This window comes from Nitrosospira lacus, from assembly GCF_000355765.4.
In the GTDB taxonomy this organism is placed as follows: Bacteria; Pseudomonadota; Gammaproteobacteria; order Burkholderiales; family Nitrosomonadaceae; genus Nitrosospira; species Nitrosospira lacus.
Genome location: NZ_CP021106.3, coordinates 1,404,949 through 1,428,712 on the forward strand (window position 1 = coordinate 1,404,949; position 23,764 = coordinate 1,428,712).

Annotated in this window: 23 protein-coding genes; 1 reads left to right on the forward strand and 22 read right to left on the reverse strand. The window is 55.2% G+C overall.

What is annotated here, in order from left to right; genetic code table 11:
• From pdxR to EBAPG3_RS06280, 6 genes are all read right to left on the reverse strand, one after another.
• Positions 1-1,485, reverse strand: a complete 1,485-nt coding sequence (gene pdxR, locus EBAPG3_RS06255; protein WP_085921930.1) for a MocR-like pyridoxine biosynthesis transcription factor PdxR — start codon at positions 1,483-1,485, stop codon at positions 1-3.
• A gap of 167 nt (positions 1,486-1,652) precedes the next feature.
• Positions 1,653-2,258 carry a NapC/NirT family cytochrome c gene (locus tag EBAPG3_RS06260; RefSeq protein ID WP_085921931.1) on the reverse strand — a complete coding sequence of 202 codons (606 nt, stop codon included), beginning with the start codon at positions 2,256-2,258 and terminating at the stop codon, positions 1,653-1,655.
• Complete coding sequence (cycA, locus tag EBAPG3_RS06265) at positions 2,258-2,965, reverse strand: cytochrome c-550 CycA (RefSeq protein ID WP_085921901.1); 708 nt, start codon at positions 2,963-2,965, stop codon at positions 2,258-2,260. Before cycA ends, EBAPG3_RS06260 begins: the two co-directional genes overlap by 1 nt.
• A gap of 224 nt (positions 2,966-3,189) precedes the next feature.
• Complete coding sequence (gene haoB, locus EBAPG3_RS06270; protein WP_227869213.1) at positions 3,190-4,356, reverse strand: hydroxylamine oxidation protein HaoB; 1,167 nt, start codon at positions 4,354-4,356, stop codon at positions 3,190-3,192.
• Positions 4,353-6,062, reverse strand: coding sequence for a multiheme c-type cytochrome (locus tag EBAPG3_RS06275; RefSeq protein WP_085921899.1), 1,710 nt, complete (start codon positions 6,060-6,062; stop codon positions 4,353-4,355). The genes haoB and EBAPG3_RS06275 overlap by 4 nt, the downstream gene beginning before the upstream one ends.
• 283 nt (positions 6,063-6,345) lie before the next feature.
• Positions 6,346-7,095, reverse strand: coding sequence for a Nif3-like dinuclear metal center hexameric protein (locus EBAPG3_RS06280; RefSeq protein ID WP_085921932.1), 750 nt, complete (start codon positions 7,093-7,095; stop codon positions 6,346-6,348).
• 57 nt (positions 7,096-7,152) lie between these two features.
• On the opposite strand from EBAPG3_RS06280, the gene EBAPG3_RS06285 reads away from it, so the two are divergent.
• Entirely contained in the window at positions 7,153-8,337 is a 1,185-nt protein-coding gene (locus EBAPG3_RS06285) for a S1C family serine protease (protein ID WP_085921933.1), read from the forward strand.
• 97 nt (positions 8,338-8,434) lie between these two features.
• Here EBAPG3_RS06285 and tatC read toward each other — a convergent pair whose 3' ends face one another.
• The 16 genes from tatC to EBAPG3_RS06365 all read right to left on the reverse strand — a co-directional run bounded on the left by tatC (position 8,435) and on the right by EBAPG3_RS06365 (position 23,748).
• Entirely contained in the window at positions 8,435-9,211 is a 777-nt protein-coding gene (tatC, locus tag EBAPG3_RS06290) for a twin-arginine translocase subunit TatC (protein ID WP_085921934.1), read from the reverse strand.
• A gap of 393 nt (positions 9,212-9,604) precedes the next feature.
• Complete coding sequence (tatB, locus tag EBAPG3_RS06295) at positions 9,605-10,036, reverse strand: Sec-independent protein translocase protein TatB (RefSeq protein ID WP_085921935.1); 432 nt, start codon at positions 10,034-10,036, stop codon at positions 9,605-9,607.
• Between the two features lie 90 nt (positions 10,037-10,126).
• Entirely contained in the window at positions 10,127-10,354 is a 228-nt protein-coding gene (tatA, locus tag EBAPG3_RS06300) for a Sec-independent protein translocase subunit TatA (RefSeq protein ID WP_085921936.1), read from the reverse strand.
• Positions 10,355-10,365: 11 nt separating this feature from the next.
• A complete protein-coding gene (locus tag EBAPG3_RS06305) occupies positions 10,366-10,719 on the reverse strand; it encodes a histidine triad nucleotide-binding protein (RefSeq protein ID WP_085921937.1) in 354 nt (117 codons plus the stop codon).
• Positions 10,720-10,721: 2 nt separating this feature from the next.
• Positions 10,722-11,048: a phosphoribosyl-ATP diphosphatase gene (locus EBAPG3_RS06310; RefSeq protein ID WP_085921938.1), complete on the reverse strand. Its 327-nt coding sequence runs from the start codon at positions 11,046-11,048 to the stop codon at positions 10,722-10,724.
• Positions 11,045-11,434 (reverse strand): phosphoribosyl-AMP cyclohydrolase, encoded by a 390-nt coding sequence (hisI, locus tag EBAPG3_RS06315; protein WP_085921939.1) that lies wholly within the window; start codon positions 11,432-11,434, stop codon positions 11,045-11,047. Before hisI ends, EBAPG3_RS06310 begins: the two co-directional genes overlap by 4 nt.
• Before the next feature lie 39 nt (positions 11,435-11,473).
• Positions 11,474-12,247 (reverse strand): imidazole glycerol phosphate synthase subunit HisF, encoded by a 774-nt coding sequence (gene hisF, locus EBAPG3_RS06320; RefSeq protein ID WP_085921940.1) that lies wholly within the window; start codon positions 12,245-12,247, stop codon positions 11,474-11,476.
• Between the two features lie 336 nt (positions 12,248-12,583).
• Entirely contained in the window at positions 12,584-13,354 is a 771-nt protein-coding gene (gene hisA / locus EBAPG3_RS06325) for a 1-(5-phosphoribosyl)-5-[(5-phosphoribosylamino)methylideneamino]imidazole-4-carboxamide isomerase (protein ID WP_085921941.1), read from the reverse strand.
• A 53-nt stretch (positions 13,355-13,407) separates the two neighbouring features.
• The gene (hisH, locus tag EBAPG3_RS06330) at positions 13,408-14,073 is read right to left on the reverse strand and encodes an imidazole glycerol phosphate synthase subunit HisH (RefSeq protein WP_085921942.1); all 666 of its coding nucleotides are present in this window, start codon (positions 14,071-14,073) and stop codon (positions 13,408-13,410) included.
• A 38-nt stretch (positions 14,074-14,111) separates the two neighbouring features.
• Positions 14,112-14,699, reverse strand: a complete 588-nt coding sequence (gene hisB / locus EBAPG3_RS06335) for an imidazoleglycerol-phosphate dehydratase HisB (RefSeq protein ID WP_085921943.1) — start codon at positions 14,697-14,699, stop codon at positions 14,112-14,114.
• Positions 14,700-14,707: 8 nt separating this feature from the next.
• Entirely contained in the window at positions 14,708-15,799 is a 1,092-nt protein-coding gene (hisC, locus tag EBAPG3_RS06340; protein ID WP_085921944.1) for a histidinol-phosphate transaminase, read from the reverse strand.
• Positions 15,800-15,809: 10 nt separating this feature from the next.
• Entirely contained in the window at positions 15,810-17,123 is a 1,314-nt protein-coding gene (hisD, locus tag EBAPG3_RS06345; RefSeq protein ID WP_004177792.1) for a histidinol dehydrogenase, read from the reverse strand.
• 13 nt (positions 17,124-17,136) lie between these two features.
• Positions 17,137-17,799, reverse strand: coding sequence for an ATP phosphoribosyltransferase (hisG, locus tag EBAPG3_RS06350; RefSeq protein WP_004177793.1), 663 nt, complete (start codon positions 17,797-17,799; stop codon positions 17,137-17,139).
• Between the two features lie 334 nt (positions 17,800-18,133).
• On the reverse strand, positions 18,134-19,579 hold the full coding sequence (gene lpdA, locus EBAPG3_RS06355) for a dihydrolipoyl dehydrogenase (protein ID WP_004177794.1): 1,446 nt from the start codon (positions 19,577-19,579) through the stop codon (positions 18,134-18,136).
• A gap of 74 nt (positions 19,580-19,653) precedes the next feature.
• Positions 19,654-20,871 (reverse strand): 2-oxoglutarate dehydrogenase complex dihydrolipoyllysine-residue succinyltransferase, encoded by a 1,218-nt coding sequence (gene odhB / locus EBAPG3_RS06360; RefSeq protein ID WP_004177795.1) that lies wholly within the window; start codon positions 20,869-20,871, stop codon positions 19,654-19,656.
• A gap of 15 nt (positions 20,872-20,886) precedes the next feature.
• On the reverse strand, positions 20,887-23,748 hold the full coding sequence (locus EBAPG3_RS06365) for a 2-oxoglutarate dehydrogenase E1 component (RefSeq protein WP_004177796.1): 2,862 nt from the start codon (positions 23,746-23,748) through the stop codon (positions 20,887-20,889).
• Between the last annotated feature and the right edge of the window lie 16 nt (positions 23,749-23,764).

Below are 23,764 nucleotides of genomic sequence, written 5' to 3' on the forward strand. Positions count from 1 at the left end.
TTACTCATTGACGATGGGTAGACCTGCAAATGCATCGGCGATTCGTCGAATACCTGCCCTGATCTGATATTCATTAAGAGATGAGAAACCAAGTATCAGCGTACGAGCGCTGTAGTCACATTTTCCGTAGTCATAGGCGGTGCCAGATCCAATGGCATAAATACCGACCCCATGACGGAGCGCGAGCGCTTGGAGCTCAGAAGCATCAGGATAATTTTCTGGCAGATGCCATGCCAGATGGAGGCCACTTTCCAGTCCGGAAAGGTGAACCGCGCCAAAATGCTGCCGCAAGGCCTCGATGAGGCAATCGCGACGCTTGCAATAAACGTGGCGCATTCGCCGTAAATGGTTGCTATAGGCACCGCTTCGGATAAATTCAGCCATTGTTGCCTGATCCAGCCAGGCATGGCCATTATTCAATAATGCCTTGGCGGAGCGCGCCGCATGGATTAATGCCTTAGGTACCACCAGGTAGCCCAGACGCAGCCCCGCGCCCATGGATTTGGAAAAAGTCCCCAGATACATTACACAACCATAGTCATCCAGGCCCATAAGCGCCGTCAAGGGGGAACCACGATATCGAAAATCCGAGTCGTAGTCATCCTCAATAATATATGCTCCGCAGCGCCGGGCCCAGTCAAGCAGCTTCAGGCGACGCTCAATGGGTAATGTAAAGCCGAGTGGATACTGGTGCGAGGGGGTAACATACAAAAGCATTACACCCTCTTTCGGCAGCCGTTCAACATCCAATCCGGCTTCATCCACGGGCACAGGAACCAATTTTGCATAGTAGCTCTGGAAGAGAAGCGCGGCCCCCTCATAGCAGGGATTCTCCGTGGCCACCAATGTCCCCTCTTTTATCAGGAGGCGAGCCGCCAGGTTCAATCCTTCCTGGGAACCCGCAGTAATGATCACCTGGTCAGATGAGACACTGATCCCACGCGCTATCCCAAGATGATCCGCGACGACTTCTCGCAACTGAAGTAATCCGCCCGGATCACCGCATTCAGTAAAGTGGGTACTGGACGAGGTAAGTGTCCTATTAATAAAGCGGCGCCATATTTTCTGAGGGAATAAATCGAGATCGGTACGATCCGGAAAGAAATCAAAGTCCAGATGCCGGGCATCCGCTCCCATTCGTCTTTGTCCGGTGAAGGGAATGACAGGCTGTCTTACCATCTCCCCCTGAACCGGAATAGAGGTCGCAATTCTGCGGGTCGCGGCGAGGCAGGTCTCAGGCAATTCAAGGTTTACGTACGTCCCAATCGCCTTCCGGGCCTGCAAGTAGCCTTCCGCCATTAGACGATCATAGACAAGGAGGACGGTATTGCGGGAAGTGCCAAGTTGCTCGGCAAGCACACGGCTGGCGGGTATAGGGGTGCCCGGTTTCAGCTTCCCGCCGAGTATCAGATGACGTAATTGTTCGAAAATCTGCCCCTGCAGCGACTGCGGGCTGTTGTGATCAAGTACTATGGGAATTGCCATATTTTTTCTGCCGCCACGGCTGTACGCTGTATCGTGCCCCTGGTAGATGTTCAATCTGATATGGAGGGAACGCCGATCTTTCAGCGTGCTGACATGATCAGCGACCTATGATGGGGGAGGTGCGAACTCAAATATGCCCACCCCATCGCCGAAAATCAGCGCATCAATCACCCCTCCTCTTCATCCTCCTCGTCGTCCTTATCCTTCTTTTCGGGCTTGAGAACCATTTTGCCTTCCTTGCGGCTGGCATTGAGGTCGGTCTCGGCGACTTCCTTGTGCACCAGGTTCTGGTGGCAGTCGATGCAGGTGGCCCCTTCGGTCTCCATCTTCTTGTGCGCGGCCTTGGCATCGGATCCGGGCGGCTGCGGGTTCTTGTGGCATTCGCGGCAGGTGTTGCTGTCCCACTTCTTCAGGTTCATGCGCGCATCGTGCGCCATGATCAGCCTGCGCTCGTTGAATTTCTCCAGCGTGGAGTAGTCGTTGGCAAATTCCAGGTACAGCTCGCGCGCCCCATCCACCACGTGCGTCGCCACCGCCAGGTGGAAGTTCTTGAAGCCCTGCGGGATGTGGCAGTCCTTGCAGCCCGGGTTGGCACCCAGGGCGCCATAGTGGGAGGAGGTCTTGAGTTCTTCCGCCGGATAGGACATGGAGTGGCAGCTGGTGCAGAATTCGGTGGTGGAGACGGCGGCCTCGCCGCCGAATACCACCGCCACCATGACAACCCCCAGGAGCGCACCCGTGAGCAGGGTGCCGCCCGCGCGCATTCCGGCCATCAGTCCTCCGAACCTTTCACGCCCACTTTGGCCTTGGACTGGAAGTCGTCATGGTACTTGAACTTCGGCTCGCCTTCAAAGGTGCCGTCCAGTTTGTAGTGCTCGTGCATGGCCTTGGTGTCCTTGACGTATTTGTTGAAGTCAAAGGTGTATTTCTTGTCCACTTCCGGGGTGAACGGGGTGTACGGTTCCTTGGCGCCCTTCCACGGCGAGCCCTTGTAGTTCAGGTGGCAGGCGTTGCAGGATTCTTCAAAGGCGAAGTCCTGCCCGGCATCGGCCAGGGTCGAACGCGGCGCGGTCTTCTTCGATTTCTCGTAGGCCGCTCCCGCCTTGCGGTGGATGCCGCGATACTTGGCACCCGGCCCGTGACAGGATTCGCAGCCCACGCCGCTGGTGAATTTGTTGGGGTCGTCTATGGTGTAGCCGCCTTCCTTGCCCCAGCCGTCAACGTGGCAGCCTACGCAGTCCTTGTCCTTGGTGTAGTCCTTCTTGGGGTCCAGCTTGGCCTTTTTCTTGGCCTCGGCCTTGGTGTTGGGCTTGAGCGAGTCCATGGCCTTGGCGTGAGCGGTCTCGCCCCATGATTCGGCCTGGCTCTTGTGACAGGAACTGCACTTCTTGCGGCCTTCAAACGATTGTGCGGTGGCGCTGCCGGATAGCAGCGCAAACATGGCTGCGGCAGCCAGGGCAAATGTCAGGGAATGGCGCATGGTTTTCTCCTTCGGGGCAAGTATATCCGTTGATAGCTGTTGTTATGTTATAAAAAACCCAGTGATGTCCATACTGTATTTTATGACGGTACTTTATCGCTGGTTGATGTAAACGGGTAGCACCAGTACCATGACTCTTTGTGGTACCACTGGTACCGCTGCGGGAGTCTCATCCGTCAACCAGCCCCCGGATGGCGGGCTGCCCGCTGACGGGGCGGCCCGCCTCAGGAGGCGGGTGAGAGTGCGGGCGGGGCAGCAGGCGCGGGTGTCGCCGGTGATGAAGCGTCAGCATCGAGGGTGCCGGCGGATGTGTCGGCGGGTGCGGCTGCGGTGTCGCCGGTCGAGGGGATTTTGTAGACCCAGTAGCCGCCCTGCTGGTAGATGAGTTGCAGGACGGTGAGGTCCAGCGGCATGGAATTGGTGAAGGGCAGCATCTGGGCCAGGAGGGTGTTGCCGCTTTTATCATCGCGCAGGAAGTAGCCGCGCACCATGCTGTCGGAGAGGGATTGCAGGGTGTAGGTGGCGAAGTTGTTTTCCTGCATCCATTTCTTGAGGTAGCCGATCATGCCGTGCATGTTGCCTTCCATGGGGAAGTGCTTGTAGGTGATGTCGAATTGTTCGGGGCGCATCAGTCCCAGTTTGTAGAGGTCGGTGACGTGGATGACGACGTAGGCTTCGCCATCCGCGCCTTTGCCCGCCAGTTCGCGCAGGATGGCGGCCCCCCGGGCGGGTTCGGCGATGAGGGCGTCGGCAAAGCGCTGGAAGTTGCGGCGCTCGTCGGCCGAGGCCGGCGCCCCCCAGAATTGGTCTTCCTGGTGGCGGATGGAGTCGCTGTAGGGCTGCCAGGGGGCGGGGATGATGAGGGGTTCGCCCAGGTGGGCGGTGAACAGGGTGTCGCGCCCGGTCAGCAGTTTGAGCTGGCGCGAGGTGTCCCACCAGGCCAGGATGCGCGCGTCCTGGCCCGCATATTTGTCGATGGCGGCGGCCAGCGCGGTCAGTTCGGAGAGTTTGCTGTCGAGGGAGATGAGCAGTTCGCTGCTGCGGTTTTCCCAGCTGATGAGGATGGGAGCCATCGCGCCGCGCCGCGCGGTGGTGGCCAGGGCGACGGGGTCGTTCACGCCCTCGGCGTGGATTTCATACTGGGCGACGGTGAGGTCCGGCCAGGGGTCGAGGCCCAGTTGGCTGAATTGGGCGATGCCGCCTTCCTTGACCTGGGTATAGCGGTAGGGGGCGGGCGCCGGGTTGAACCAGAGCCAGGCAAACCAGGCGAGTAAAAGCAATCCTCCCGTCACCAGGAGGATGCCCAGTGACGGGAGGAGTTTAGTTCCCAGTCCGCCCCGCGCCGGCTGGGCGCGGGAGGGGGAGGGAGTCGAGGCGGATGAGGCGGTCAATGCCCGCTTTTTTCGCGCCGGCGCCAGCCAGCCAGCGCGAGGGTGCCAGCCAGCAGCATGCCGCCGCCCAGGCCGCCCAGCGAGAGCTTGTCATCCTTGCTGTCGAGGTCCAGCAGGCTGGTGCGGCGTGATTCCATCTTGGCTACCCGGGCCTGCAGCGCCGCCATTTCGCGTATCTTGGTGTTTTCGTCCATGATTTCGACGTAGGCGCGGTTCATCGGGCCCCACCCTTCGGTGTAGGTCCAGCCGCCCGGGTTGACGTGGGCCAGGCCTACGTGCAGTTTGGGCAGGTCGTTTTCTCCCATTTCCAGCGCCTTGAGTTCGATCGCCGCGGGGTTGTTGTCCTTGGACCAGTAGAGCTGGGTGAAGCCGGCGAACATTTCCTTGTCCGGTGCCATCGGCGCCGGACGGTTGGTCTTCTGTCCGGTGAGCAGGCCGTCCTTGTAGAGGTTCTCGGCGACTGCATGCGCTTCCTTGAATTTGGCCAGGCCGTGCAGGGTGCCTTTGTCCATGAATTCCAGGTAGGAGCGGGCAAAACGCTCGGAGTGACACTGGGTGCAGGTCTTGACCCAGGAGTCCAGCCGCGCTTCCGACCATTCGCTGTTGATGTTCTCGGCTATGCCGGGCACGGCCGGGTAGTTGGCCCAGCGTATCTTGCGCGTGACGTTGTGGCTGTACTTGCCTTCATATTCGAAGTGGCACCCCGCGCAGGTCGGGGCGGTCTGGCCACCCTTGGCGTAGGCGTCCTTGAGCGAGACTTCCCAGTTCCATTTGTCGCCCATCATCGATACGATCTTGCCGTGCTTGCTCATGGAGTAAGCTTCCCAGTTGTTGTGGTCCACCCCGCTGTGGCAGGTGGCGCACGCTTCGGGCTTGCGCGATTCGGCCGCGGAGAATTCGTGCCGGGTATGGCAGGAGTCGCATTTGTTCTGGTTGGTGTGGCACATGCTGCAGCCTTCGGCTATCTCGCGCTGCGGCATGGCGGCAAATACCGCAACTTCTACGTTGGCTTTCCAGTCCAGCGCATGCGAGGGACGTCCCTGCGGCCATTGCTTGTTCGGCCATACCATGGTGTCGCGCTCGGATTCGCGTTCGGCAAATTCCTGCAGGTGGCAGGTGCCGCATACGTCAGCCGTGGGCATGCGAAGGTCGGTCATGTGGTCGGCCTTCTTCTTGGTGTTGATGTCGACGTGACAGTCGATACACCCCACTTCCTTCAGCTTTTCGTTCGCGCCCAGCCGGTTCATGGAGCGAAGGTTCTTCTCCACGTCTTCCAGCTTGGCTTTCTTGTAGTAGATCGGGCTGTCCGGCTTCAGGTTGCGGATCTTGTCCAGGTTGGCATGCGTGCTCTTCTTCCACGCATTCACCCATACCGGCGATTCGTCCGTGTGACACTTGACGCATTCCTGACGCTCCGCCACTTCCTTCATCGAGGTCGGCGGCTTGTAGAAGGAGGCAGGGTCCATGTACATGCTGTACGGCACCGGCTCCCAGTACTTGGCCAGCGTCCCCCGCCCAGCCCCTTGCGCCGGGTCCTTGTAGCGCTTGGTCACCGCTTCATGCAATTCCTTGGGCGTGGCCGTTTGTTCCAGATTCAGCGCTTTGTACGTCTCTTTCGGGACGCTGGGATAGTTCGCCCATGACGACGCCGCCAGCAGCGCCCCGCATGTCAGCGTGATGAGCCTCAGCCCAAGCTTCACTACCATCTCTCTTCTCCTTATCCGTATTAATTGTTTTTTTGATGCTGCTGTCATCTGTGCCGCGGTATTACCTAATCCGTCCAGACTATTCTGCCATGAAGCAAAAGAGTCTACCCTGAGTCCAATGATAGTTTTTTATTATAACCCAAGGCTTTTGTTTAGACTAACCCGGGAGTTATAGTGTGTCAAGAAAATAGCATGCTGAAGTCGAGCGGGCAAACCATCGAGCGATGCGCCTGATTAGGAGTTATAAACAGAAATATTCTCATGGTATTCATAGCATTATGCTTTACACCGGACTGTCGATATCAATGAATTGATGCGAAATGCCAAATTTGCGGGATATGAGCTCTCCCAATTCCTGTACACCGTAACGTTCGGTGGCATGATGTCCCGCGGCGATGAATGCCACGCCGGATTCGCGTGCCGCATGCACGTTTCGTTCGGAAATTTCTCCCGTAAGAAACGCATCCACGCCGAGGCGGATGGCTTCGTCAAAATAATCCTGGGCTCCACCCGTGCACCATGCTATACGTCGTATCAGTTTCGCATCGTCGCCAATTACCAGCGGTTTTCGAGACAGGATATATTCAATATTGAGCCGCAGTTCTTGCAAGGTTGATATCCCTGACGACAGATTACCCTGTACAGCGATATTTTGCTCACCGAAACGGCCGGTTTCGATGAAGCCCATTCTGTGGGCGAGTTGAGTGTTGTTGCCAAACTCAGGGTGTGCATCGAGTGGCAAATGATATGCGAGCAGGCTGATATGGTGCGCCATCAGCAGCGCAACACGGCGATGTTTCATCCCGATCAGGCACTGATCCTCACCGCGCCAGAAGTAACCGTGGTGTACGAGCACCGCGTCGGCCCCGACTGCTACAGCGGCTTGCAGGAGATCGAACGATGCCGTTACGCCGCTGACCAGCTTGCGCACTTCACTTCGGCCTTCCACTTGTAGTCCATTTGGGCAATAATCGCGAAAACGGGCGACATCCAGAAGTTGGTTCAAATAGGTTTCAAGCTCATCTAATTGCATCGATATTTCCCAGTCTTTATCCTATTTATCCTGATCTCAAAATCAGCACCCTAAAAAATGCACAAACTCTGGTTGATTTTCGCACAAACGGCAACGATCGTCCTTGCAGCATTATTTGTCGTTTCTACCTTGCGACCCGAACTGTTGCCATGGAGTCAGCGTGGTACCACGATAACCATCAAAGAAGCCGCTTCCGAGGCGGCACCCAAGGGAGCATCCACCCTTACCAGTTTTAGCGACGCCGCTCAGATCGCCATGCCTTCCGTGGTGAATGTTTTTACCAGCAAGGAGATCAAGGTAGCTCCTCATCCATTGATGGAAGACCCCAGGTTTCGTCGCTTCTTCGGTGATCGCTTCGAGTCTCAGAGCCGGCGCGCATCAAGTCTCGGCTCCGGTGTAATTGTCAGTCCTGAAGGCTATATTCTTACCAATCATCATGTGATAGAAGCAGCGGACGAAATCGAGATAGCGCTGGCTGATGGCAGAAAGGCGAAAGCGCGCGTCATCGGCTCGGATCCGGAAACGGATCTTGCAGTCGTAAAAGTGGATATGGAGGCATTGCCCACGATGACTTTCGGGCACTCCGACCATGCCAGGGTGGGCGATGTCGTACTTGCCATCGGTAATCCTTTCGGCGTGGGACAGACGGTGACCATGGGCATCATCAGCGCTCTGGGACGATCCCACCTGGGTATAAACACTTTTGAAAATTTCATCCAGACCGATGCCGCGATCAATCCAGGAAATTCGGGGGGTGCGCTGGTGGATACCTCCGGCAACTTGATTGGCATCAATACCGCGATTGTTTCCCGCACCGGCGGTTCACTCGGTATAGGCTTTGCCATTACAACCACGGTGGCCAGGCAAATAATGGAACAGATCATTCAGACTGGCGGCGTAACGCGAGGCTGGATCGGCGTGGAGGTGCAAGATCTGACACCGGAACTGGCGGAGTCGTTCAAGCGCCCCAATACCAATGGCGCGTTAATCGCGGGGGTTCTCAAGAACGGGCCCGCGGATCAGGCCGGGGTGAAGCCGGGAGATATCCTTGTGGCGGTGGATGGCAAAGCGGTCACTGATTCATCCGTAATGCTTGACCTGATCGCGGCGTTGCCGCCGGGAAAAACCGCCAACATTGCGGTGATGCGCAACCAGTCGGAGAAGTCCATCAACATCAACGTTGGCAAACGCCCCAAGCCGATGCCCCAAGACCAGTATCAGGACCCGGATGGGATGGAATAAATCTTGAGGAATATTTCAATAAGATATTCGTGCAATTATTGCGGCATGAGGTGCGGGGTTCAACCGCTTTTCTCTTCCTGGTTTTTCCGCAGAGCTGCTACGCGTCTGAATCCCGCTTCACTTCTTGATCATTCGAGTGATGGATTAATGCCGGTCCGTGAACGGGGTTGATAACGAAACCTGCCACCAGTATGCCCAGCTCGTAGAGTAGGTAAAGCGGTACGGCCAGCATGAATTGAGAAACCACGTCGGGTGGCGTGAATATTGCGCCGACCACGAATGCGCCCACAAGAACATACCGCCGTACTTCTTTCAGCTTCTCGATTGAAACTATTTCCATTCGGACCAGTATCACCACGAATATCGGTACTTCGAACGTTATACCGAAGGCAATAAACATGGTTAGAACAAAATCGAGGTACTTGCCGATATCGGTCATCACCGCCACACCTTGTGGCGCGAAATGGGTGATGAATTCAAATACCAGGGGCAGGGCCGCAAAATAAGCAAATGCCATGCCGCAAACAAATAGAGCGCTGCTGACAAATACCAGTGGCAGCACCAGTTTTTTTTCGTGAGAGTACAATCCCGGGGCAACAAATGCCCAAACCTGATACAGCGTGTGAGGGAGGGTTATAATAAATGCCGCCATCATGGCGACCTTCATGGGCACAAAAAAAGGCGTGACAACTTCGGTGGCGATCATTTGCCCGCCTTGGGGAAGCTTTTCCAGCAAGGGCTGCGCCAGCAATGAGTAGAGTTCCCGCGCGTAGTAGGCGCAGGGCAGAAAACCGAGAACCAGTCCGCCGAATATGCGCAGCAGCCTGGCGCGCAATTCCACAAGATGCGAAATAAATGTTTCGTCGACACTCATGCTGTGCGATGAAAGGAGTGAGAAGAATAATTGTCCTGGCGGCTAGCCGGACTTGAAGGAAACCGGTTGCAAAAGCCGGTTGTAAAAATATCGGGCCGATCCATATCTTGCCGCTTTTCCAGCCAGCAAGAACAACTATCGATTTTCAGATTTTGTCCTCGCCAGCCATTTTTGCATCTGGATTCTTCAAGCCGGCCAGACCGCTAGTATACCGATCCGGCCCAGCCGGGTACGCGTATTTGCCGCGCTGCTTACCAGAACCTCTGAATAAGTTCTTCGATTTGTCAGAAGGAGTAAACCAGCGGCTTTATGGGTAGTCTTTTCTTTTCAGGCGTATCGCCAGCAGGGGCGGCCATTCGCATCGTTTCCCTGGTGGTTTCTCACGGCGATTGCCTACCTGTGGATTTCTATTTCAGCCGTATCATTCGAATCCGGCGTTGATCGGCCTCCTGGTTGGACGGGTTTGCCTGCGGTGGCAGGGGGGGTGAGTGAGGAAGCGGTCTTCTCCATATTTCCAGAAGGTGGCGCCGGATCTGTTGCCATTACGGATTTCGTGCCCGTCGCGATGTCCTGGAACTGATTTATTTCTGTTCTTACTGTACTCTCAATGGAGCGAGCAGCCTCCTGTACCGAGGCTTTAAATTTCTTCAGTTCTTCCAGTTCCATTTCATGCTGAATGTCATTCTTGACATTGTTGACATAACGTTGGGCCCGTCCGAACAGATGCCCCAAGGTGCGCGCCACTTGGGGCAGCCTTTCCGGACCGAGGACGATCAGCGCCACAACGGCTATAACAAGAATTTCTGTGAAACTGATATCGAACATTTTGTGTAAGAATCACCTGTAAGACGTGGCAAACAGCGATCGAATACCATCGGGCAGTCGCCTGATTCCTTTGCTTTTACTGACCATGTGTCACAGTTTTGTTTGCGTCTTGTCCTTGATCTCGCCTTCAATGGTTTGCCCACCGGTTGGCTGGGGTGATGGCGGTATCTCTTCTCCATCGGCACTTTTCATGCCTTCCTTGAAGCCTTTTACGGCACCGCCCAGATCACTGCCGAGATTGCGAAGTTTCCTGGTGCCGAACACCAGAACAACAATTATCAGAACGACCAGCCAGTGCCAGATGCTGAATGATCCCATCATTTACTCCTTTATCTCGGGTGAGGAATCATGACAGGCAAACGATCCCTGCCGCCTATGACGTGAATATGCAGATGGTAAACCTCCTGCCCTCCCACGCGCCCGGTGTTGATTACCGTACGGAAGCCATCGGTACACCCCTGCTCCTTCGCCAGCCGGGGTATCAGTACCATCATGTCGCCCAGTAAGTCCCGGTGCTTGTCTTCGACGCCGGCAAGTGAATTTATATGCAATTTGGGAATCAGCATAAAATGTACCGGTGCCGCGGGGTGGATGTCATGAAACGCGAAAACATCGGCGTCCTCGTACACTTTGTCGCTGGGGATTTCCCCCTGTACGATTTTGCAGAAAATACAGTTTTCCATAGTTATCCCATTTTCCGTAACGCCTTTTCATCTATCCCCGAGGTTCCCTCCCGGCACAGCAATTCATTCAATACATCATTCGGCCCCAAGCCATGGTGAGCCAGCAAGACCAGGCAGTGGAACCACAAATCCGCCGTTTCGCGCGCAATATGCCGCTTATCACCATCTTTCGAGGCTAACAGGATCTCTGTCGCCTCCTCCACAACTTTTCTCAGGATCTTGTCCTCTCCCTCGTGCAGCAGCCGCGCTACATAGGAGGTTGCGGGGTCCGCGCTCTTGCGGGCTTCGATAGTTGCAGCCAGGCGGTCGAGAATAGCTGGATCAGTCATTTCTTATAGATCTCTTCAGGACTTTTAATCACTGGCAAAACTACCACCCACTGGCCATTGTCGAGTTTATTGAAAAAACAATTATGTCTACCCGTATGACAGGCTATTCCGCCCACTTGTTCCACCGTCAGCAACAGAACATCCTCATCACAATCCAGACGGATTTCCTTCACCTTCTGGACATGCCCTGATTCTTCGCCTTTATGCCAGAGTTTCTTGCGGGAGCGTGACCAATAATGTGCCTCATTGGTTTGGACAGTGAGTTTCAGTGCCTCGCGGTTCATCCAGGCGACCATCAGCACCGCACAGCTACGGGCTTCCTGCGTCACTACCTGCACCAACCCATCCTCGGACCAGTTTACTTTATTGAGCCAATTGTCGGACATTGGATATGCTTGGGAAGTTATTGAATTTTCATTCTACCATTACAGCCGCACTTCAATACCATGCTGGGCCATATACGCTTTGGCCTGGCGTACGGTGTACTCGCCATAGTGGAAAATACTCGCGGCCAGTACCGCATCGGCGTGGCCCTCCAGCACTCCTTCCACCAGATGATGGAGATTACCTACGCCGCCGCTTGCGATCACCGGCACGTCCACCGCATCCGAAACCGCCCGAGTGAGCGCCAGATCAAACCCATCGCGGGTGCCATCCCTATCCATACTGGTGAGCAATATCTCGCCCGCACCCAGTAATTGCATTTTTTTTGCCCATTCAATCACATTCAGGCCGGTAGCTTTACGTCCCCCGTGAGTGAACACTTCCCATCGCGGGGCGTCGCCGCCACCACCTACCCGCTTGGCATCTATCGCCACTACAATGCACTGGGAGCCGTAACGGCCCGCGGCATCCGCCACCAATTGGGGATTCTGCACGGCAGAGGTGTTGATGCTTACTTTATCGGCTCCGGCATTCAATAGCCTGCGAACATCTTCCACCTGACGAACCCCGCCTCCCACGGTTAACGGAATGAATACCTGGGCTGCGACTTCTTCAATAATATGCAAAATCAAATCCCGATTATCAGAACTGGCAGTGATATCGAGAAAAGTCAGTTCATCCGCTCCCTGCTCGTCGTAACGGCGTGATATCTCGACGGGATCGCCCGCATCTCTGAGTTCGACGAAATTGACGCCCTTGACTACGCGTCCATTTGTTACGTCAAGGCAGGGGATGATACGTTTGGCAAGACCCATAGTGGAATAGACCGGGATACGGAGGGGGTGGTTAAGTGGGAAAACAGGATTTTCCGTCCTGGTTCTACCGTTTTGGCGGCAATTTATTGAGCCTGAATCAGATAGTTGACCGCTCATTTATGAGCTTTGGTTATATGATTTATGAATATTTTCCAGGTCATTTGAGACTCTTCGGGATGAATTCGCTATAGCGGCGGATTGCACCGGTTTATGGCGCATGGCTATGTTGCGACGCCTTGAAATGGAATAACCATTTCGCGTTGTCGCGCCTTGCCCTGCACCCCAAAATCCGCACACTTCGCCCTTTCCGACTACCGGATTTAGGTTGAAGTTTCGTCAGGAAATGATTTTATCCCCGGATTTCATTTTTATGCTCAAATCATTTGCCAGAGTTTGAGCCGATTTGAAATCAAGCGTCCCTTCGTAAATGGCGCGACCCGTGATTGCACCCATGATGCCTTCCAATTCGATTTCGCACAGCGCTTTAATGTCGTCAAGATTGGTAATGCCGCCACTGGCAATGACCGGAATAGTGAGCGCCCTGGCAAGTTCGACTGTAGCCTCGATATTAACACCGCTGAGCATGCCGTCCCGTCCGATATCTGTATAGATGATTGCTTCGACGCCATAATCCTCAAATTTCTTCGCGAGATCCACCACGTCATGCCCGGTGACCTTGGACCAGCCATTAACGGCCACTTTGCCCTCCCTGGCATCCAGTCCCACCATGATATGACCGGGAAAAGCGTTACAAGCGTCATGCAGGAATCCGGGCGTCTTCACTGCCGCGGTGCCGATGATGATATAGGTGATGCCATCGTCGAGATAGCGCTCAATCGTTTCCAGATCACGTATGCCACCGCCAAGCTGGGTCGGAATCTCGTCACCGATGGCTTCGACGATGTCACGAATGGCCAATTCATTCTTTGGTCTGCCGGCAAATGCCCCGTTGAGATCCACCAGATGCAACCGCCGCGCACCCTGATCTATCCAATGCCTGGCCATGGCGCCAGGGTTTTCTGAGAATACCGTGGCGTCTTCCATTACACCTTGTTTTAGACGTACACACTGACCATCTTTTAGATCTATTGCGGGAATGATAAGCATTTTGGATCAGGATTAAAAATAGAGGATTGGGTTTGATATCCGGAGCTGGAAATTTACATCCTAGCTCGATCTGTGTGAGAAATGGGTTCCCATTGCACGAAATTCCGCAGCAGCGTCAACCCTGCTTCATGACTTTTTTCCGGGTGAAACTGGACGGCAAAAATATTATCCTTTGCCACCGCGCAAGTAAATACAAAAGGATAAAGGCTATAAGCCGCCGCAGGTTCCGGACTGGTGGTTTCGACATAGTAACTATGCACAAAATAAAAGCGCGCATCGTTGGGGATGTCTTTCCACAAGGGATGATCGATTATCTGATGCACCTGGTTCCAGCCCATATGCGGCACTTTGAGTTTTTGCCCGCTTGTACTCACCATCGCCGCAGGGGGGAAGCGCAATACCTTGCCGGATACGACACCCAGACCTTTTACGTTGCCTTCCTCACTGCTTTCGAACAACATTTGCAGGCCTATGCAAATACCGAGAAACGGCTTGTTGATCGCAGCATCCAGCACCGCCCCGCGCAACCCGTGCGCATCCAGTTCGCGCAGGCAGTCGGGCATCGCGCCCTGACCGGGAACCACTACGCGGCCGGCTTTCCGTACCACCTCCGGGTCAGCGGTAACGACGATGGAGGCATCCGGGGCAACATGCTCCAGAGCCTTGGACACTGAGCGCAAATTACCCATGCCGTAATCAACGATTGCAATATCAGTCATGTGGTGCCATACCGCGCAAATGAGAAGAAGTGAGGACGCTACAAAGAGCCTTTGGTGGATGGAATTATTCCTGCCGCACGGGGATCGGGTTCCATCGCCATGCGCAACGCGCGGCCAAACGCCTTGAATACGGTTTCCGCCTGGTGATGGGCGTTGCGCCCCGACAGATTGTCGATATGGAGTGTCACCATGGCATGGTTGACAAAGCCCTGAAAAAATTCATTTATCAAATCAACGTCAAACTCGCCGATGCGCGCGCGTGCAAACTCAACGTTGAGTTCCAGCCCGGGACGTCCCGAGAAATCCACCACCACGCGCGATAATGCTTCGTCCAGAGGCACATAGGCGTGGCCGTAACGGCGCAACCCTTTCTTGTCCTCGATAGCCTGGGTGAACGCCTGTCCAAGAGTGATGCCAATATCTTCCACAGTATGATGGGCATCGATATGCAGATCTCCCCTGGCGGCAATTTCCAAGTCTATCATGCCATGACGCGCTACCTGATCCAGCATATGGTCAAGAAATGGCACACCGGTATCCAGTATTGCCTTGCCGGTTCCATCCAGATCAACTTTGACGCTGATCTGGGTTTCCAGGGTATTGCGGGTGACTTGGGCCTGACGCATGGGGTAATTTAATCGCTGGGGTTCTTAAGTGAGGACTGTAGCGCTTCCAGAAATTGCGCGTTTTCAGCGGGTGTTCCGACTGTTACGCGCAGGCAGTTTTTCAACGAAGGGTGGGAGCCATCAAGGCTCTTGATCAATATGCCGCGTTTTTTAAGTTCCTGAAACATCTCGCCGGCTTTATACCTTTGGGTCACGCGGAACAGAATAAAATTTGCATTTGTCGGAAAAACCTCAATACCATCCAGGGCCATTAGACGTTTACTGATCACTGTCCGTTCAGCCTTGATCGCTTCGGCCTGTTGCAGCAGAATCCCGGGATATCGTAATACTCTTTCTGCGATCAACTGGGTGACAACTCCCACATTATACGGCAAACGCAGCTTTTCAAGCTGACTCAACCATTCCGGCCTGCCGACTAGTAACCCCAGCCTTAAGCCAGCCAGTCCCAGTTTGGAAAGGGTGCGCATCAACAGCAGATTGGGGTATTGCACCAGCTTATCCATGAAGCTCGCATCGGCGAAAGCATGGTAGGCTTCGTCCACCACGACCACGCCGGGAGCCGCTTCAATAATACGCGAGACTGCGCCGGCGTCAAACAGGTTGCCGGTGGGGTTATTAGGATAGGCAATAAAAATGACCGCCGGTTGCTGCTTCGCGATGGCGGCAAGCATCGCATCCACATCGAGCGAAAAATCGGCCCTCAGCGGCACACCCGCATAATCCATTCCCGTGAAAGTGGCAATCATACGAAACATGACAAATGCGGGCTCGACACTCATCAATATTGCTCCAGGTCTGGCAAAGGCCAAGGCGATAATCTGGATAATCTCATCCGAACCGTTGCCCAGCATGATGTCCATCCCATCGGGAATCGCCAGCGCTTCGCGCAATGCCCCTTTGAGCGTGGTTGCGCGTGCGTCGGGATAGCGATTAATCGGAGCGTCAGCCGCCAGTCGCGCGATTTCATTGCGCAGTTCGGGTGGCAGGGAATAGGGATTCTCCATCGCATCCAGCTTCACCATGCCGCTTGCGGGGGGGACGTGATAGGCGGAAAGCGCGAGAATTTCGGGGCGGATAATCTGATCGGGTGATCTAGGCATTTTTATGAATCTACCGGTCGGACCCCTTCATGAATCGATATTCCGCCGACATGGCGTGGGCCTGCAGGCCCTCCCCATGAGCCAGGATCGAAGCAATTTCGCCGAGTCTCGCTGCGCCCTGCTCTGACACCTGAATAAGGCTGCTGCGCTTCTGGAAATCATACACGCCCAGTGGCGACGAAAAGCGCGCGGTACGGGAAGTGGGCAGCACGTGATTGGGACCGGCGCAATAATCACCGAGAGCCTCGGACGTGTAGCGTCCCAGGAAAATCGCACCGGCATGATTGATTTTATCCACCCATTTTTCCGGCTGTTCGACCGATAACTCCAAGTGTTCGGGAGCCACGTAATTCGCGATGGCGCAGGCTTCATCAAGATCTCGTACTTTAATCAGGGCGCCGCGATTTTCCAGCGAGGCACGTATCACCCCCTTGCGGGGCATTGTTTCCAGTTGCCGTGCAATACTTTCCGCCACCGCGTCGATAAAAGCAGCGTCGGGAGAAAGCAGGATCGCCTGGGCCAGTTCATCATGTTCAGCTTGCGAAAACAAATCCATCGCAATCCAGTCAGGATTGGTTTTGCCGTCGCAAATCACCAGGATTTCGGATGGGCCCGCTACCATATCGATGCCCACAGCGCCAAATACGCGGCGCTTGGCGGCCGCCACATATTCATTGCCCGGTCCGACGATCTTGTCCACGCGCGGTACGGTCCCGGTGCCGTAGGCCAGTGCCCCGACAGCCTGGGCGCCGCCTATCGTGAACAGCCGATCCACTTCGCAAATCGCCGCCGCAGCGAGCACCAGATTATTCCTTTCTCCGCCGGGAGTGGGTGTCACCATGATAAGTTCGCCGACCCCCGCCACCTTGGCCGGAATTGCATTCATCAGCACCGACGAAGGATACGACGCCTTGCCGCCGGGAACATACAACCCGACACGGCTGAGGGGGGTTATTTTTTGGCCCAGCAGCGTGCCGTCAGGTTCCGTATAACTCCAGGAGTGAGCCAATTGCTTTTCGTGGTAAGCGCGTACCCGTGCGGCGGCCTGTTCCAGGGCATTACGTTGATCCGCGGGCAGATCCCGCAGAGCTTGCTGCAGGCGGTTCGGAGATAATTCAAGCTCCGCCACCGAGTTTGCATCCAGATGGTCGAACCGAAGCGTGTATTCCAGCAGGGCTTCATCGCCGCGTTTTTTGATATCCGTGAGAATACCGGCAACGGTCAGATCTACCGCCGCGTCGTGCACGTCTTCAAAGGTCAGCAGTTTTTCCAGCGTCGCATGGAAGCCGGCATCGGCGGAAGATAATTTCTTGATCTGAATCATAAATGATTTATAGCTATACCATCGTTTCTTCACCTTGCTGGATTGCCGCCGAGAATGCGTCCAGCATCGGTTGTATGGTCGCCCGCTTCAATTTCAATGCGGCCTGGTTGATGATCAGCCGGGCCGAGATCGGCTTGATCTCTTCCACTGCCTTAAGATGATTGGCCTTTAGCGTATTGCCACTGGAAACCAGATCGACAATTGCCTCCGCCAACCCTACCAGAGGCGCAAGCTCCATCGAGCCGTAGAGTTTGATGAGATCCACATGCATGCCTTTTTCGGCGAAGTGTTCGCGCGCCGTACGTAAATACTTGGTCGCTACCCGCAGCCGCGCTCCCCGGCGTACAGCGGATTCGTAATCGAAGTCGTCGCGTACCGCAACCATCATGCGGCAGCAGGCGATATGCAAATCCAGCGGCTGATAAAGCCCCGACCCGCCGTGTTCCAGCAACACATCCTTGCCGGCGATGCCCATGTCCGCCGCGCCGTATTGCACATAAGTGGGTACATCCGAAGCACGCACGATGATAAGCCGTACGTTATCGCGGTTGGTGGCGAGGATCAGTTTACGTGACGTCTCGGGGTCGTCCAGCGCGAAAACGCCCGCCGCTTTCAATAGTGGCGCGGTATCGTCGAAAATGCGGCCCTTGGAAAGGGCAATGGTGATGCTGGTCATAGAGAATCCGGAAAAAACCTATTTTACCCCAAAGCGGCTACGCTGGGCTTGCCGAGCAATAGCTACAAAATTTAATCGGCAGTAATTTTTGATTTAATTCTTCATCTTAAGGTTAAGGCCACCGGTTTTGGCCGGTCAGCTTAGTCGCGATATTTCACGAACGTCAAATTACGACCAAGTTACGCTATACGTTTTGCGTAGGCACACTGGTTGCAGACTTCAGTCCGCAGCGTGCGGAGAGGTGTGGGAGCAAGCCGAGCAAATGTATCGGCACATGAACGAAAGGGGGACAATCGCGCCACATCCTCATTTCCGTCCCCAACCTCAGCCCGATTTATATATGTACCGCCCGCTTCGCCACCCCCAGCGCCGCTTCGTGCAAGACTTCCGACAGCGAGGGATGGGCATGAACGATGCGTGCGATATCTTCGCTGCTGGCCGCGAATTCCATTGCTACCACCGCTTCGGCAATCATTTCGGAGACGTAGGGACCGATCATGTGGACGCCGAGGATGCGATCTGTGTTCGCCTCGGCCAGCACTTTGACGAACCCGCCCGTCTCGCCCAATGCGCGCGCGCGTCCGTTCGCCATGAAGGGAAATTGCCCCCCTTTATATGCGATGCCCGCGGTTTTCAATTCCTGTTCGGTCTTGCCTACCCAAGCGATTTCCGGTGAGGTATAGATCACCCAGGGTATGGTGTCGAGATTCACGTGTCCCGCCTGACCTGCAATGGTTTCGGCTACCGCAACGCCCTCCTCGGAGGCCTTGTGCGCCAGCATGGGTCCGCGCACCACGTCACCCACGGCATATATGTTCGGCAGGCTGGTGCGGCAATAGCTGTCAACGGCGATGTAACCGCGGTCATCCAATCTCAGCCCTACATTTTCCGCACCCAGGCCAGCGGTGTTGGGTACCCGGCCGACCGCGACGATCAGTTTGTCGACTTCCAGTTGTTGCGCCTTGCCCTCGGCGTCAGCATATTCCACCGTAATGGTCTCTCCGGTTTTGATCCCGCTGATCTTGATACCTGTTTGTATTACCAGCCCTGTTTCTTTGGTGAAGATTTTTTTTGCTTCCTTTGCCACCTGTTCGTCAGCGGCCATGAGGAATCCGGGTAGTGCTTCAAGGATGGTGACTTCCGAACCGAGTCGCCGCCACACGCTGCCCATTTCCAGGCCGATTACGCCCGCGCCAATTACGCCCAGCCGTTTTGGTGTTTCCGTCAGCGCCAACGCGCCGGCATTGTCCAGTATCCGCTCATTATCCACCGGTGCAAACGGCAATTGGCGTGGTGTCGAACCCGTGGCGAGGATGACATGTTTCGCCTCGACGGTGTCGGCCTTATCTCCGTTTTTCACTTCGATTTGCCAGAGCACATTGCTGACGTCATATTTGACGCTCTTGAGCAGCGTTCCACGCCCATGTATTGATGTTACCTTATTTTTCTTGAGCAGCATGGCAACCCCACCGGTGAAGCCGGCGACGATTTTATCCTTGCGCGACATCATCGTGGAAACATCCATGGACAGGCCTTCCACCTTGATTCCGTGCGCCGCGAACTTATGCGCGGCACGCTCATAATTCTCCGATGATTCCAGCAGCGCTTTCGACGGAATGCAGCCGACATTCAGACATGTGCCGCCGAGGCTGGCCTTGCCTTGAGGATTCTTCCACTCATCTATGCAAACAGTATTCAGTCCCAGCTGCGCGCAACGGATCGCCGCCACATAGCCGCCGGGACCGGCACCGATTACCGCTACATCAAAAGATTGGGACATGCTGGTACTCTATGAAAAGAATGAAAATGAACCATAAGAATATAGCCTAGCAAAAGTGAAACGTTACTTGTGCATCAGGTTTCCAATAACGGGCTCATCGGATATTCCAGCGCTTCTTTCATCGCCACCAGCGAAAGCACCGCTTCGCGCCCGTCAATGATCCGATGATCGTAAGAGAGGGCAAGGTAGGTCATTGGTCGAATCACTACTTGGCCATTCTCGGCCACTGGACGGTCCTTGGTCGCATGAATGCCAAGAATGGCGCTTTGCGGCGGGTTAATGATGGGTGTGGAGAGCATCGAGCCGAATACGCCGCCATTGGTAATGGAGAAGGTGCCGCCCGTCAACTCTTCCATGGTCAGCTTGCCATCCATGGCGCGTTTGCCGAAATCGGCGATCTGCCGTTCAATACCGGCCTGCGACAGGGAATCGGCATCGCGAATGATGGGGACCACCAAGCCACGAGGGCTGCTTACGGCAATACCAATATCGAAATAGCCATGGTAGATGATATCGCTTCCATCCACCGACGCGTTGACAATGGGGAATTTTTTCAGCGCCGCAACCGCCGCCTTGACAAAAAACGACATGAGGCCAAGCTTGACGCCGTGCTCTTTCTCGAATTTATCCTTATAGCGGGCGCGCAAGTCCAGGATTGCCTGCATATTGACTTCATTGAAGGTGGTCAGTATCGCGGCAGTGGATTGCGATTGTACGAGACGTTCAGCGACACGCACCCGTAACCGCGACATGGGCACCCGCTGCTCGGGTCGATTGCCGGCAGGTATAGGCATGGCCGTTACCGGTGGTGGCGGGGGTAACGGGGTTGAGGGAGTGGGTGAGGGTTTGCTTTTCACGTGTTCCGACACATCCTCCTTGGTAATACGGCCGTCACGCCCGCTACCCTTGATCGAGCTGATTTCTTCGGCTCCAAGGTTGGCCTGGACCGCCAGATTCCTGGCGGCAGGCATCATCGCCGGGGCTGACGTTGCGGCAGAGGCAGCGGCTGGGGCAGGTTCCGCCGTGGCAGCGGCGGTAGAGGTTGCGGTTGCGGCGCCGGTATCTATGGTGGCAATGATCTCACCGCCCACCACGGTTGCTCCGTCGTTCTTGATGATCCTGGCCAACACTCCCGTGGCGGGGGCCGGCAATTCCAGCACGACTTTGTCAGTCTCGATATCGATCAGATTTTCGTCGCGGTCAACATATTCTCCCGCTTTCTTATGCCAGGAAAGGAGCGTGGCTTCCGCCACCGATTCAGATAGTACTGGAACTTTGACTTCGACTAGCATGGACCAACCTCCTGGTTAAATTCTTTCGCGAAACGCCGCGGCCACCAATTCCTTCTGCTGGAAATTGTGCTTCGCCAGGTATCCCACCGCCGGGGATGCCGAGGATGCACGCAATGCGTAGCCTAGCGCCTGGTCCGGCCGCTTGTGCCGCAGCAGGTAGTGCTGGATGCGATGCCACGCTCCCTGGTTGCCGGGTTCTTCCTGGCACCAGAGGATATCCCTGGCTTGCGGATAACGATTGATTTCAGTCTGAAAGTCGTCGTGTGGAAATGGGTACAACTGCTCGATACGGATAATCGCGACATCTTCGATCTGCTGCTCCCTGCGGTATGCCAACAGATCGTAATATACCTTTCCACAGCAGGCGACAACGCGACGCACATTTTTCGGGTCAAGCTTCCGGGTTTCCGGAATCACATTCTGGAAATTGCCATCGGCGAGTTCCGCAAGACTCGATACCGATTCCTTGTGGCGCAACAGGCTCTTGGGGCTCATGATGACAAGCGGTTTGCGCAGCGGACGGATCATCTGCCGTCGCAACACATGGAACATCTGTGCCGGCGTGGATGGAACGCACACCTGGATATTGTATTCCGCGCATAGTTGCAGATAACGCTCCAGACGTGCCGAGGAGTGTTCCGGTCCTTGCCCCTCGTAGCCGTGCGGAAGCATCAGCACGAGACCGCATAGCCGTCCCCACTTGGCCTCGCCGGAGGCAATGAACTGATCCAGCACTACCTGGGCGCCATTGGCAAAGTCGCCAAACTGCGCCTCCCACACCACCAGTTCATCCGGCTCCGCGGTTGCGTAACCGTATTCAAAGCCGAGTACCGCTTCTTCCGACAATACGGAGTCGATTATCACGAAATCCGGCTGTCCCGGCGCGATATGGCGCAATGGCACATAGGTGCCTTCGTCCCATCGCTCCCGGTTTTGGTCGTGCAGCACCGCATGCCGGTGGAAGAAAGTTCCACGTCCGGAATCCTGGCCCGAAATGCGTATGGGAAAGCCATCTTTCAGAAGTGCCGCGTAGGCGAGATTTTCAGCCATTCCCCAATCCAGCGGCAGTTTTCCTTCACCCATCAGACGGCGATCGGCGATGATCTTTTCCACACGTGAATGCAATTTGAATTTGGCGGGAATATCAGTCAGCCGCTCCGCCAGATCCCGTAATTCGGATCCCGCCAATCCGGTCTTTACTTTTGCATTCCACTTGCCATTCTTCAGAAATGGCGTCCAGTCCACCGCCTTGGGCGATTTGTAGTCATAAAGAATGGTTTTATTAGGATTGCGGCCCGCATCCATATCATCGCGATAAGCCTTTATCATCTGCTCAGCCTCACCGGCACGAATGATACCCCCCGTCTCCAGTTTATCGGCATAGAGTTTGCGCGTACCGGGATGGCAGCCAATAATTTTGTACATCAATGGCTGAGTCACCATAGGCTCATCCTGCTCGTTATGGCCGAGTGTCCGGAAACAGACCATGTCCACGACCACGTCCCTATGGAATTTCATCCGGAAATCAAGCGCGATTTCGGTCACCATGATGACCGCTTCGGGATCGTCGCCATTGACGTGAAAAACCGGCGCTTCGATCATTTTCGATACATCGGTGCAATAGAGCGTGGAGCGGGCGTCCCTCGGATCAGAGGTGGTGAAGCCGATCTGGTTATTGATGATGATATGCACTGTGCCGCCGGTGCCATAACCACGCGTTTGCGAAAGATTGAGGGTTTCCATCACCACACCCTGGGCGGAGTAGGCGGCATCGCCATGCAGCAGCACAGGCAGCACCAGATTGCCATCCCTGTCTTGCAAGCGGTGTTGACGGGCACGTACCGAGCCTTCCACCACCGGGTCCACGATTTCCAGATGCGAAGGATTGAATGCCAGCGTCAGGCGCATGACACCCCCAGGCGTGGATACCGCCGAGGAAAAGCCCTGGTGATATTTGACATCGCCTTCAGTCAGTTCTTGCGGTTGCTTGCCTTCGAATTCCTGGAACAGATCAGCGGGTACTTTACCCAACGTATTGACCAATACGTTAAGCCGTGCGCGATGCGCCATACCGATGACCATCTGCTGCACGCCCATCTTGCCGGCACGCTGCAGCAAGTTATCCAATAGCGGAATCAGACTTTCGCCGCCCTCTCCAGAGAAGCGTTTCTGGCCGACATAGCGTGTGTGGAGATATTTTTCCAGCCCTTCCGCCGCATTGAGGCGCTCCAGAATATGGCGCTTATATTCAGGGGAGTAATCGGGTTGGGCGCGGGGACCCTCGATGCGATTCTGTATCCAGCGTTTTTGCTCGGTATCGGCAATGTACATATACTCGACGCCGATACTGCCGCAGTAGGTTTGCTGCAATACCTCGAGAATTTCCCGCAGCGAGGCACGGGCCGGACCGATCAATGAACCCGTACCAAAAACAGTATCCAGGTCTGATTCGGTCAATCCGTAGTGACCAGGATTGAGTTCCCCAATGTACGGTTTTTCCTGGCGTTTGAGCGGGTCGAGGTTGGCATGGCGCACGCCGAGAAAACGATAGGCATTGATTAACTGCAATACCGAAATCTGTTTGCGCTCCGAAGCAAGGTCATCCTTGTCCAGTAGGGGTTCCTGGGGGGTATCACAAGTGGTGCGGCGGGAGCGCTCCTTTGCCAGACGGATAAATGATTCGATTACCGGGCCGTGCGGCACATCCCGAAAATCCAGCGCCAGAGTCGGTTCTGCCACTATGCGTAATTTATCGAAATAGCTGTGCCATTCCGATGGAACCGATTCCGGATTTTGCAGATAGTCTTCGTAAAGCCCTTCAATGAAGGGCGCGTTCGCGCCAAACAAGGCGGAGTCTTCGAATAGCTGCTTTATCATGGCCTGGATTCCATTG